The sequence below is a fragment of the Streptomyces sp. NBC_01717 genome (genome assembly GCF_036248255.1).
Taxonomy (GTDB): Bacteria; Actinomycetota; Actinomycetes; order Streptomycetales; family Streptomycetaceae; genus Streptomyces.
In genome coordinates, this window is the sequence record NZ_CP109179.1 from 38,745 (window position 1) to 50,594 (window position 11,850).

At 68.1% G+C, this 11,850-nt stretch carries 7 protein-coding genes and 5 pseudogenes; 6 read left to right on the plus strand and 6 right to left on the minus strand.

From position 1 onward, the window contains the following. Window positions 1–76: 76 nt before the first annotated feature. The 3 genes and pseudogenes from OHB49_RS42450 to OHB49_RS42460 all read right to left on the minus strand — a co-directional run bounded on the left by OHB49_RS42450 (window position 77) and on the right by OHB49_RS42460 (window position 3,603). A complete protein-coding gene (locus OHB49_RS42450; RefSeq protein ID WP_329167453.1) occupies window positions 77–946 on the minus strand; it encodes an alpha/beta fold hydrolase in 870 nt (289 codons plus the stop codon). Next, window positions 920–2,419, minus strand: a pseudogene (locus OHB49_RS42455) (flavin-containing monooxygenase); the annotation flags it as partial. The pseudogene OHB49_RS42455 and the gene OHB49_RS42450, both read right to left, overlap by 27 nt. Before the next feature lie 230 nt (window positions 2,420–2,649). Beyond that, complete coding sequence (locus tag OHB49_RS42460; protein WP_329166905.1) at window positions 2,650–3,603, minus strand: 3-hydroxyacyl-CoA dehydrogenase; 954 nt, start codon at window positions 3,601–3,603, stop codon at window positions 2,650–2,652. Window positions 3,604–3,845: 242 nt separating this feature from the next. On the opposite strand from OHB49_RS42460, the gene OHB49_RS42465 reads away from it, so the two are divergent. Both OHB49_RS42465 and OHB49_RS42470 read left to right on the plus strand, forming a co-directional pair. Beyond that, window positions 3,846–4,469, plus strand: coding sequence for a TetR/AcrR family transcriptional regulator (locus tag OHB49_RS42465; protein ID WP_329166907.1), 624 nt, complete (start codon window positions 3,846–3,848; stop codon window positions 4,467–4,469). Between the two features lie 1,089 nt (window positions 4,470–5,558). Further along, window positions 5,559–6,800, plus strand: a complete 1,242-nt coding sequence (locus OHB49_RS42470) for a PP2C family protein-serine/threonine phosphatase (RefSeq protein WP_329167454.1) — start codon at window positions 5,559–5,561, stop codon at window positions 6,798–6,800. Window positions 6,801–7,066: 266 nt separating this feature from the next. Here OHB49_RS42470 and OHB49_RS42475 read toward each other — a convergent pair whose 3' ends face one another. Beyond that, complete coding sequence (locus OHB49_RS42475) at window positions 7,067–7,303, minus strand: hypothetical protein (RefSeq protein WP_443079711.1); 237 nt, start codon at window positions 7,301–7,303, stop codon at window positions 7,067–7,069. Between OHB49_RS42475 and OHB49_RS42480 the strand changes: the two are divergent. After that, window positions 7,292–7,387, plus strand: a pseudogene (locus tag OHB49_RS42480) (IS5 family transposase); the annotation flags it as partial. The gene OHB49_RS42475 and the pseudogene OHB49_RS42480 overlap by 12 nt on opposite strands. A 78-nt stretch (window positions 7,388–7,465) precedes the next feature. Further along, window positions 7,466–7,558: pseudogene (locus tag OHB49_RS42485) on the plus strand (IS5/IS1182 family transposase); the annotation flags it as partial. Between the two features lie 118 nt (window positions 7,559–7,676). Here OHB49_RS42485 and OHB49_RS42490 read toward each other — a convergent pair. Continuing rightward, a pseudogene (locus OHB49_RS42490) lies at window positions 7,677–7,967 on the minus strand (transposase); the annotation flags it as partial. A gap of 238 nt (window positions 7,968–8,205) precedes the next feature. Between OHB49_RS42490 and OHB49_RS42495 the strand changes: the two are divergent. Continuing rightward, window positions 8,206–8,433 (plus strand): annotated as a pseudogene (locus tag OHB49_RS42495) (hypothetical protein); the annotation flags it as partial. 335 nt (window positions 8,434–8,768) lie between these two features. On the opposite strand, the gene OHB49_RS42500 reads toward OHB49_RS42495, so the two are convergent. Continuing rightward, on the minus strand, window positions 8,769–10,715 hold the full coding sequence (locus OHB49_RS42500) for an ATP-binding SpoIIE family protein phosphatase (protein WP_329166908.1): 1,947 nt from the start codon (window positions 10,713–10,715) through the stop codon (window positions 8,769–8,771). Window positions 10,716–11,173: 458 nt separating this feature from the next. On the opposite strand from OHB49_RS42500, the gene OHB49_RS42505 reads away from it, so the two are divergent. Beyond that, on the plus strand, window positions 11,174–11,416 hold the full coding sequence (locus tag OHB49_RS42505; protein WP_329166909.1) for a hypothetical protein: 243 nt from the start codon (window positions 11,174–11,176) through the stop codon (window positions 11,414–11,416). The last annotated feature ends 434 nt before the right edge of the window (window positions 11,417–11,850 follow it).

An 11,850-nucleotide genomic window follows, 5' to 3' on the forward strand; every position in this document is an offset into this window, starting at 1 on the left:
GGATGACTCGGGCTCGGGCCCGGCGGCACCCGGCGGGCGGGAGGGGCCGCGGACGCGGCGACATGTCGGGATGCGGCTACGCCCAGAAGTTCAGCGCCAGCGCGGCGAACTCCTTCGCGCGCTCGATCTGCGGCATGTGGCCGGTGGCCGGGAAGAGGTGGGTGCGGGCGTGAGGGAGCGCGCCGCGTGCCGCTTCGAGGTGGGTGGCCGGGAGGACAGCGTCGCGGTCGCCCCACACCACGAGGGTGGGCAGGCGCAGGTCGGCCACGGCTGACAGGAGCCGGCGGCGCCACTGGGGGCGTACGCCACGTAGGTTCCCGAGGCTGCCAGCGGTCTCGATCATGACCGCCGCGCCGTCCTTGCGGGCGGCCAGCTCCAGCGCGCGCTCCACGCGGCCCGGTGTCGCGAAGGCAGGATCGTGGAAGACGGCCCGTTCCAGGCGCCTCGCGGCGCTTCGGCTGGGGCGGCGGAGCAGCAGCCGGCCGAGGGGGCGGACGGTGAGCGCGCGCAGTGCCGCGATGACCTCGCGGCCGAAGCCGGCGCTGTTGGCCAGGACCAGGCTGTGCACGCGGCTCGGCGCCTGGACGGCCAGTTGCATGGCCACGGCCCCGCCCAGGGAGTTGCCGCAGACGCGTACGGGCTCCTCGATGCCGAGGGCATCGAGGAAGTCTTCGGCGGAGCCCGCCAGGGCCTCCAGGGTGATGGGCTGCGGCAGGCGCTCGGAGCCGCCGAAGCCGGCCAGGTCGACGCTGATGACCCGGTGCCGGTGCGCGAGCAGGTCGTGCTGCTCGTCCCAGTCCTCGAGGCTGCGGCCGATGCCGTGCAGCAGCAGTACCGGGCTGCCCTGGCCGGTCTCGCGGTAACGCACGCGGCGTCCTTGGACGGTGATCGTCCGGGGAGCGGGGAGCGTGTCGGCCAAGGGTTCGTGGGCGCGGCGGAAGTGCATGCCCGCGTCCTCGACCGGTGCGTCCCGCATCAGTTGGACGTCGCGGAGGTAGTGCTGGTGGGCCCGCCACGGTTCGCCGGTGCCCTGAGCGGGGAAGGAGGAAAGGCTGCGCTGCAGGTAGCCGGAGGTGAGCCCGACGATGGGCTCGCGCTCCGGGGAGACAGGGGCGAGCGGCGTGCACACCTGGTAGCCGTGCTGGTCGCAGTGGGAGAGCAGGCGGCTCACGTAGTGGGCGATGAGGTCGGTCTTCAGCGTCCACGGGGCGTTGCTGTAGCCGAGGGTGAAGGCGAAGTTGGGCACGCCGGAGAGCATCATGCCCTTGTAGGCAACGGTCTCGTTGGCCTGCACCTCCGAGCCGTCGACCAGCAGCCGCATCCCGCCGAAGAGCAGCAGGTTCAGGCCGGTGGCGGTGACTACAACGTCGGCCGGCAGCTCGGTGCCCGACTCCAGCCGGATGCCGTCGCGGGTGAAGCGGTCGATCCGGTCGGTGACGACCTCGGCCTGTCCGGAGCTGATCGCCTGGAACAGGTCGCCGTCCGGGACCAGGCACATGCGCTGGTCCCAGGGGTTGTAGCGGGGGCTGAAGTGGGTGCCTATGTCGTAGCCTGCGGGCAGCCGCCGTCGGACTCCTCGCTGGAGCAGCGAGCGCATCAGTTTCGGTGCCTTGCGGCTGAGTTGGTAGACGGCGACGTTGACGCGCACGTTCTTCCAGCGCGCGGCGGCGTAGGCGGTGTGCGTGGGCAGGAGGCGGAAGAGCCCCTTTGCGATGGGGTCACGGGACGGCAGCGAGAGGATGTAGGAGGGGGACCGCTGCAGCATCGTCACCTTCGCGGCCCGGTCGGCCATGGCCGGGACCAGGGTGACCGCGGTCGCGCCGCTGCCTATGATCACGACGCGCTTGCCGTCGTAGTCGAGGTCCTGGGGCCAGTGCTGGGGGTGCACGAGCCGGCCCGCGTAATCCTCGACGCCCTCGAAGTCGGGGGTGTATCCCTGGTCGTAGCGGTAGTAGCCGCTGCACACGAAGAGGAACGAGCAGGTCAGCGAGGTCCGCTCGCCGGTGTCGCCGCGTTCGGCGGTCACAGTCCACCGGCCATCGGCGGAGGACCACTCGGCCTGCACCACCCGGTGGCGGTAGCGGACGCGGTCCTCTATGTCGAACTCCCGTGCGGTTCGCCGCACGTAGTCGCGGATGGCCGTACCGTCGGCGAGGGACTTGGTCTCGGTCCACGGGGCGAAGGAGTACCCGAGGCAGAACATGTCGGAGTCCGACCGCACACCCGGGTAGCGGAACAGGTCCCAGGTACCGCCTATCGCTTCGCGTGCCTCCAGCACCGCGAAGCTGCGGTTCGGGTGATCGCGCCGAAGGTGGCAGGCGGCCCCGATGCCGGAGAGGCCGGCGCCGACGATCAGGACATCCAGGTGCTCGGTGTCGGCTTCAACGGACGGTCGGCTTTGAACGCTTGGGTGCGGCATGGGATTCCCTGGGGGTGTCGATTCGGGGTACGGCTGAGAGCGTGCAGCGCACGCGGCGGGGTGGGGCGGGAGGCGGCGCAGGACGACCGCAGGGTGTCGATTCGGGGTACGGCTGAGAGCGTGCAGCGCACGCGGCGGGGTGGGGTGGGGGCGGCGCAGGACGGCCGCACGCTCCCAATCGTGGCGGTCTGTCGACTGGATTTCGGCCGGTCAGAGCGAGCGGTGGCCGATCAGGACAGCGTGGCGCGCTCGACGATTCCCGGTACGGCGGACTTGTCGGGCGCCGCGAGGAAGTCCGGCCTGGCATACACCGGGTCGGGGTAGGCGTAGTAGCCCTGGCCGCTGTGCATGCCCAGCTTCCCCTCGTCGAGGAAGACCTTCTTGATATAGGCGGCGTTGTCCAGCATCTGCTGGTCGCCGCTCCGGGTGCCCCAGGAAGCCAGCACGTCGAAGACCGTCTTCATCCCGATGACGTCGACCATTCCCATCGGACCGATGGCGCAGCCGCGGTTGGCGATGAGGAACGTCCGGTCGACGTCCTCGGGTATCGACACACCGTTGGTCACCAGCGTCTGCGCTGCATTGAGCAGCGGCACGAGCCAGGTGTTGAGCACATATCCGTTCTGCTCCTTCTGCACAGGGACCGGGACCATGCCGATCTCGATCGCGTACTCCGTCACCTGCGTCAGCGTGTCGGCCGCCGTACCCGGGTGGGCCATGACCTCGACCACGTTCATCGACCAGATCAGGTTGGCGAAGTGCAGGGCGCAGAACTTCTCGGGGCGCCCGGTCGCCGCCGCGAAGTCGCTGGGCAGCAGGGTGGAGGAGTTCGTGACGACCAGGGTGTGGTCCGCAAGCAGCCCGGAGATCTTCTCGTAGACGTCGGTCTTGACCTCCGGGATCTCCGGAACGGCCTCGATGACCAGATCCGCCGCGGCGACAGCGGATCCAAGGTCGTTGGTGTAGGTCAGGCGCCCTCGAGTGGCGGCGATGTCCTCGGGCCGGGCGCCCAGCTGGCCGAGGTAGATGGAGGCGTACTGCTCGTGTGCGGCCCGGCAGCGGTCCAGCGGTTCCGCATCAAGGTCGTACACCACCACAGTCTTGCCCTTGAACGCGCTGTGCCAGGCGATCTGGCTGCCGAGGACACCGGCCCCGAGCACGGTGACACGGTCGATTTGGGACATGGGAGTTCCTCTGTGTGGGTCGTGCAGGGAGAGTTCTACGGGTTCGGTTGGAGAGCGGCGCCCCGGCCGGCCGGGAGGCTGTGCTGTCGATCGCCTCCGGCTCGGCTGACCGTCACTCGTGCCGAAATGACGGATGCGGCTACCGGGATTGCGGCACAACATAGCGGAAGGGCATCCAACATTGGAAGAGGTAACAACATTGGAAGTTGTTCCAGCTATGGGATGGCGGTAGGGTCTCCGGTGTGAGTCAGGCCAAGGTTTCCCGCACTGCCGTCCGCGCAGCTGCGACCCACCGCGCCATCGTCGACGCAGCCGAACATTTCCTGCTCGAGGGCGGTGCGGAAGCGCTCACGCTCGAGGCAGTCGCCGAGCGAGCCGACGTCGCCGTTCAGACGATCTACAACCGCGTCGGAGGCCGGTCCGCGCTGCTGATCGCAGTCGCGGAGCGCGCTCTCGAAGAGGTCCGTCACTACGTAGACGTCGCCTATGCATCCACCGGGACACCCGTGGAGCGAATCCTCAAGGCGGCGCAGGCGTACTCCCGCTTCGCGGCCGAGCGCCCGCACCAGTTCCGGCTCCTGGCCGACCCGCCGAACGAGCCGACGGCCCTGGGTAGGATTTCTGACATCCTCGACGAGGAGAACGGCAAACTCGCCGCGGCAATCCGCGAGGGAATGGCCGACGGGAGCATCAACCCTGGCCTGGATCCGCAGGTCGTGGCCACCACGCTGTGGGCGGCCATGAACGGCATCCTGGCCCTCCATTGGCGCCGCGATCGAGGCCGGGCCGACGAACCCCAACTCGAAGAGCTCGTGAACACCATGATCGAGATGCTGACCGACGGACTGTTCCGCCAGTCGCATTAGCAGCTCGATTCGCTGAGGATTGCCCCGTAACCCCTGGTCAGAGGCCATGGGACACCCCTTCGTCCCAGATCCGCGTTGGGCGGGAGGCAGAGGAGCAGCGCCCATGGGAGGCTTCGCTCACTCGCCGCTGGCCTCGTGACTGCGCTGGTCTCAGACCTCTACGATCACTCAAGCCGCAGCAGGGAATTTGGGCGGTCGATCGCAGGCTGGGGGGCGATCGGCCACCCCTGCGGCCACGCGGGCGGTTCCTTCGCCATCCGGTGCTCTGCGGGCTCGTCGGCGCTCTCTTTTTCAGCGGCGTCTGCGCTTTGGCTCTTGGGAGGGTGGACCCGCAGGTCACCCTTTACAGCTTGGCGATGGGTGTGTTCTCGGGCCTGCTCGCCATCGGCGAACGGAAGCGTTTGGACCACTACTGCTACCCATGGAGGCAGGAGCGCGACGGCTAAAGGGTTGCCGCGGAGCCCCCGTCAGAAGCGAGATGATCTTGACGTGCCTGGCGGTGGCATCGGCTTCGAGGGGACAACACCGCCAGGACCGACCACCATCGCAGACCACCCGCTTACTTCGATCGCGCGGAATCCCTGATTGGCTTTATCGAGCAGCTGCGCTTGAGGGATCTGGCACGACGTCTGAGGTCGGTCACGCTGGGTTGGCCGGTCACGGGAAGCAGCACCCGATTGCTCAGGAGACCATGCATGTCAATAGTTCTGACGGGGTGCGACATGCCGTCTCTGGCGTAATCGCTCATTGGGGCGGTTGGCGGTGTCAGGCTGTACGGGGTGATCACTGTCGTGCGCGGAGCCCCGTGTGTACGGGGCGTGTGAGCGCTCTTGGAGCGGATCGCCCTTGTGCGCCCGATGGATCCGGGCGCGTCGGGTCAGGGCACTGCCAGCCGGAATGCGTGGCCAGGGAGTTGAAGGCGCCACCGTCGAAGGGCGGGAGAAGGCGATCCCCATCCTGGCTGGCACCGCCTGGTACCAGCACCTGGCCACCGAAGGCAAGCATCAGGCCGCCTGGCGAACACCTCAGGGAGACAGCCGCCCAGTGAGTTCCCCGCGGCAGCGGGACGAGAGGGATGTGCACGCAGCGATGGCCGAAGGCGGGCGGAACCTGAGCAAGTCTGGGGTGGACCGGTCGGAGGGGTTTGGTGAGCGGTTGCTGGGTGTGCTGCTGGACCGGACTCACGAGATGCCGCCGCAACTGATCGCCCCGCTCGTTGCGGAAGAGGTGGCCAGGGTCGGTGGCCGGGACCTCTCGATCCTCTTGCAGGACTACGAACAAATGCGCCTGGTACCGCTGCCGGGCCGGCGGCTGAAGGTAGGTGACCCCGAACCGGTCGAGGACTCCCCCGCCGGCGACGCGTTCCTGAGCCGCAAAGCGGTAGAGGTACCACAGGACGGCAGCGTGCGGATGTATCTGCCGCTGCTGGACGGCAGCGACCAGATCGGCGCGATGGCCGTCACCCTGGACAGCGTCGATGACGACGACCGGCGGCTGCTACGCAGACTCGCCGGTCTGATCGCCGACATGATCGTCACCAAGGACGCCTACACCGACCTGTTTTTCCAGACCCGACGCAGCGCCCCGATGAGCGTGGCCGCGGAGATCCAGTGGTCGTTGCTGCCCCCGCTGTCGATGACTGTTCCGCAGGTCGAGGTGGCCGGAATCCTCGAGCCCGCGTACGACGTGGCCGGCGACAGTTTCGACTACGCCCTCAACGGCGACATCCTTCATGTGGCCATGATCGACGCGATGGGCCACGGCCTGGACGCGGCGACCATGGCGACGGTGGCCATCGGCGCCTATCGCCACACGCGACGGGCCAACACGAGTCTGTCCCAGGTGTACGCGTTCATGGACAAGGCCATCAATGAGCAGTTCGGCCCCGACCACTTCGTCACCGCACAGATGATGTGTCTGAACATCGCCACGGGCCGCATGCAATGGGTCAACGCCGGCCACCCGGCACCGCTGCTGATCCGTGACCGCACCGTGGTGGACCGGCTGGAAAGCCCCACCACACTACCGGTCGGCTTCGGCGGTGAGCAGCCGACAGTCAGCGAGCGGATCCTGGAACCCGGGGACCGGTTGCTGTGCTTCACCGACGGCCTGATCGAGGAACACGAAACCGGCGGAGAACAGTTCGGTGAGGAACAACTCATCGAGTGCACCAACCGGATCCTCCGTGACCGCACCGCGGTCAGGTCGGTGGTGCGTGGGCTCTCCCACGCCCTCAAACACGAACGAGGCGACGTCACCAGCGACGACGCGACCATCTTCCTCATCGAGTGGCGGGGCGGCGACGCCGATCACCTCGCCACCCTCGACTGAGCCGACAACGCAAGGACTTCCTTCGCGCTACGAGTCGCTGTTGGGATCCGAGCGGCCAAGCACCGTCCGCCCCCTGCCCAGCAGTGTCCGGCCAGACGAGGGGGCGACCGGCCGGACACCATCGGGGTTGTGAGCCCCCTGTCGGGCAGCGGTCCACGCCGCAGCGGAGGACATTTGACTGGACCACCACCCACACCACAATCGTCACGCTGGACCAGGCCACTCGCATCTGGGCCAGCAAGGTGCACTAGGCACTGTTTCTCGGATCATGTTCGGAGCCAGATCATGATGGCTGCGAGGGTGACGGTTCCGAGGTAGATGTAGGCGCGTTTCTCGTAGCGGGTGGCGACGGCGCGGAAGCCTTTGAGTCGGTTGATGGCGCGTTCGACGGTGTTGCGTTTCTTGTAGCGCTCGCTGTCGAACCCGGTGGGCCGGCCGCCTCGAGAACCTCGGTTCTGCCGGTGTCTTTGCTGGTCGAGACGTTCGGGGCGCGACCCGACCATGTCTTGGCGGACAAGGCCTACACGTCCCGGAAGAACCGCCGTTACCTACGACGACGCGGAATCCGGCACACGAACGTCCCAGACACTCGCCGATCTGACCACCTCCTCCAGCCGGACGGCCAGTCTCCGCAGCACCGGATCGACCTGGTTCGTCCCCCGGCCGGCCCCCTTTTCAGCCGCGGCGGCTTCACCACCAAGATCCACCTCGTCGCCGAGGGACGATGCCGCCCCCTCGCTTTCGTCCTGACGCCCGGACACTACGGTTGGAGCAGGTCTCCGTGCCCCGCACCGGAGTCGGACGGCCCCGCACCGCGGCCGCCGACGCTTTCCTCGCGCCGGCGGCGTGCTGGTGGGCCCGCACCGCCGTCGAGTCCACCGACACATCCCAGTCGATCCCGCCCGCGGCGTCCTCGGCAGCCTGGATGCGAGACAGCAGCATCTTCCAGGTTCCATCAGCTGACCAGCGACGATGCCGCTTATAGACCGTTTCCCACGGCCCGAACCGCTCCGGCAGATCCCGCCACTGCACACCCGTCCGCACCCTGTAGAGAACCCCGTTGATCACCCGCCGATGATCGCTCCACCGACCCCCACGCGCACCACCAGGAGGTAAGAACGACTCCAGCCGATCCCACTCCGCATTCGTCAGATCCCCACGGCCCATGCAGCCAGCCTGACCCCAACACCCCACTCACGTCCGGAGATCCGAGAAACAGTGCCTAGCCGCTGCCGCAGGCCCTGGGGTACGGCTCGCTCAGCTGAAGAGACAGCAGCGTTCCTGCGCATGGAAAGCGTCCTCAGCAACAGCGGGAGACGTGGGGTCCTCTCCGACCAGGAAGCCGCCGACACCGTCCTCGCCCGGTACGCCGACGACATCGGCTGGGACGTGGACACCATCCTCGCCACACGCCGCCCGGCGGCTCGGACTGGCACTGCCGCTACTCGCCCTGGTCACGCTGGCGACCGTACCGCTGGCCACCCAGGCTGGGGAGTGGCTGGAGCGACACGTAGACAGCGACCCGCTGGTGCAGCGTCACGCCGAGCTGGGCGACGAAATGCTGCCGTGGGCGCTGGGCCTGTTCGTGCTGGCGGCCGGCGTGTGGTGGATCTCCCGCCGTACGAGCGCGCCGCGACAAGCTCGACGCCAAGCAGCTCTGCGCACTCGCCGAGTTGGGAGTGGAGTGGGCCGTGTCGTAGGCGATCGCTGTGAAAAGCCCAGCACATCCCACCAGGCACGGTCCGAACTGGGGCACCTGTCGACTCCCAGACGACAAGGGAGGAGCACATGAGCACCGAGCAGCACGATGCGTGCGGGGGAAGGACTGTCCTGCATCAGCCAGAGGTGACCGTGCGCTCTGCGGGTGCTGGCCGGGACGGCGGTGTCGTCGGCTGCGGTGGACGAGTTGGTCTCACTGCTGGAGGCCGTGGCGCACGCCGGGGTCCGGTGACGGGTGATCCGTGCAGGTCACGTGCCGGATTGAGGGAGAGTCTGTTCGCTCCAGACGGTCTTGCCTTCGGTGGTGTAGCGGGTGCCCCATCGTTGGGCGAGTTGAGCGACGATGAACAGGCCGCGTCCCCCTTCGTCGACTGTGCGGGCGTGGCGCAGTTGGGGGGAGGTAGCACTGTCGTCGTGGACTTCGCAGGTGAGGGTGCGGTTCTTGATGAGGCGTAGTTGCATGGGCGGGGCGCCGTAGCGGATCGCGTTGGTGACGAGTTCGCTGACGATCAGTTCGGCTGCGTACGCGGTGTCTTCGTCCACGTTCCAGTCTGCGAGTGTCCGGCGGGTGTGTCCGCGGGCGGTGGCGGCTGCTGTGGGGTCATGGTCGAGGAGCCAGGTGGCAAGAGAGTGGGCGGGGAAGGGCCGGGTGCGTGCGAGGAGGAGCACGGCATCGCCCGGACAGTCCGTACCGCGGAAGGTGTCGAGGATGTCGTCGCACAGGTCCTTAAGAGGCCGGCCGGGTGGAACAAGGACATCGCGCAGGAGTGCGGGGGCACTGTCGGATTCGGCGGGGGGTGTGGGCAGGGTCGCGGGGGTGTAGAGGGCGAGGGTGCTGCCGTGGGGGAGGTCGGTTGTGGTGGCGGCGAAGGGCGGACCTTCCGGGCTGCCCAAAAGTGGCCCTGGGTTGCCGTCCGGGACCTCGGTGCTGCTGTCGGGGCGGATGATCACGGGGGCGGTGTGTCCGGCCCGTGCGAAGGTGCACGTGCGGGTGACCGGGTCGTAGACCGCGTAGACGCAGCTCGCCGAGAACGGTTGCCGGTGCAGGGGGTCGCCGGGGGGCAGAGCCGCGCGCTCTGCTGCCAGGAAGACGGCGGTGTCGTTGAGGCGCGCGAGGAGCTCGTCGGGTTGTAGGTCCAGTGCGGCCAGGGAGTGGATGACGGTGCGGAGTTGTCCCATGGTGGTGGCGGCTTGGATGCCGCGGCCGGCGACCTCGCCGACGACCAGAGCCGTGCGGGCGCCGGACAAGGGGATCGTGTCGAACCAGCCTCCCCCACCACCGAAGCCGGGCACGTACAGATGGGCGGTCTCCACGGTGCTGTGTGAGGCGGGATGACGGGGGAGCTGGTGACGCTGGACCGTCGCGGCGATGGTGTACTCGCGGGTGAAGCGGCAGGCGTTGTCGATACACAGGGCGGTGTGGGAGGCCAGATCGGCAGCAAGGCCGACATCGTCCTCGTTGTAGGGATCGGACCCGCCGGTGCGGAAGAAGCTCAGCACTCCCAGAGCCGTTCCGCGCAGAGCCAGCGGAGCCACGATGAGTGTGTGCGCTCCAGTTGCGCGGACCGCCCTGGCCCTGCGGGCATCGAGCCACGAGGTGTCGGGGCTCAGGGCCACGAGACGAGGACGGAAATCGCTCAGGGCCTGCGCATAGGGAGGCAGCAAGTTGAGGGTCCGCACGTCGTGCACCGGATGGGCCTGTACCTGCAGGCCGTCGCGGGCGCGGATGGCGGCACGGCGCAGAGCAACGTCCTGAGCCAGTGCCCCTGTCGGGGACTCCTCGCCGCGAACCACCGCGTCCACGACGTCCACCACGGCGGCATCGGCGAAGCCGGGCACCAAGGCCTCCACCAGCTCCTGGCAGGTGGCGATCACGTCCAGGGTCCGTCCCACACGCTCGCGCACAGTGTTCAGGAAACCCAACCGCGCACGCGCCTGCTCCTGTTCCGTGACGTCGACCACCGTGACAACCACTCCCAGGACCGCCCCCTGCGGGTCCTGCAGACGGAACACCGACACCGACCGGATTCTTTCCCGCCCCTGTTCGGCTGCCAGCCGCATCCGGAGCAGATACTCACGCACCGGCGCACCGCTCTCCAGCACACCACGGAGCATCGCCTCCACCTCATCGGGCGCGCACAGGCCGGCATACGCCTCGGCGAAAGGCCGCCCGAGCAGGCCCTCGACTCCACGCACTCACTACCGACCGTCTGAGGGCCTGACTCGGAAGATCGCTGCAAAAGCCAACGCCGGGGCGGCAGCCTGGTGCCAGGACGCCGTCTACCGGCTTCCGTCCATGCCCTGGCCCATCCACCTCCGGCTTCCCAATGCCCCATTGACGGTCCGGCCGCCGCACATTTCCGCCGCCACCACACAGCATCCGCCCGGCCCGGAACCGGCCCACCCCGAAATCCGCCACGCCGAGCTGGGGATCATCCTGGAACAGCTCAGCAACCCCTCAGTAGGCCCACCTGCATCCACCGAGGGAGCGTCATGAATCACGGTGTGTACCTCCACGAAGGAGTCACCTGATGGGTATGAGTGCTGATCACCTGATCGGGACCGAGAGCGGCGTGTCGCTGCAGCGCGCGGCTCCCTACCATCGGGCCGTGACGATCGCCTGATCACCCTCATCGACTACCAAGAGCGCGGGCGTGGTGAACAACATCAACACCCTCGCATCCGGAACGGCCTGCTACCTCACATCCAGCGGCGTGGCAGAGGCGGAACGCTTCGTACGGGAACGGGACGCCACCCGTAGCAGGTTCCGCCTCGCGACGAACCGGGTCGAGCTGGGCACTTTCATGGGCGCCCCGTACATGCACGTGCTCGACGGTGTGGACAGAGACTGGCAGAGCTCCGGTGCTCCACCGGACACCACTCACCACGCCCCATGACCGACCAGACACCAGCAGACAAGCAGGCCGCGGGCCAACCAGGTGACGAACACGCCACTGGCTCGCGCGTCACCACCCGGGCACCCCTACCCGGCACAGAAACTGGGTCAGCAGCGCCCAGGCCCATCCTGGCGCCAGCCCCTGAGCTCCCGGAACGGCGCCTCGACACCGCCCTCCCGGGAGCCACGGCACCCACGACCGGCAGGCGAGGCGACCCTCGCCAGCCGCACCGGCAACCGGCTGTGGTGACTCCCCAAGAAACCTCGCCACGGCTCGGGACAGCAACCCGAGTTCCATTCACCACGCCCATCCGCAGATGACCGGCGTGGAGTGCCTGGCGGTGGCATCGGCTTCGAGGGGACAACACCGCCAGGCACCAACCACCATCGCAGACCACACACGCTTACTACGATCGCGCGGAATCCCTGACTGGC

Coding starts and splice junctions, on each gene's coding strand:
- OHB49_RS42470 (WP_329167454.1), top strand. CDS start 5,559: ATGGCCGAAGGCGGGCGGAACCTGAGCAAGTCTGGGGTGGACCGGTCG.
- OHB49_RS42460 (WP_329166905.1), bottom strand. CDS start 3,603: ATGTCCCAAATCGACCGTGTCACCGTGCTCGGGGCCGGTGTCCTCGGC.
- OHB49_RS42475 (WP_443079711.1), bottom strand. CDS start 7,303: ATGGTCGGGTCGCGCCCCGAACGTCTCGACCAGCAAAGACACCGGCAG.
- OHB49_RS42450 (WP_329167453.1), bottom strand. CDS start 946: ATGCACTTCCGCCGCGCCCACGAACCCTTGGCCGACACGCTCCCCGCT.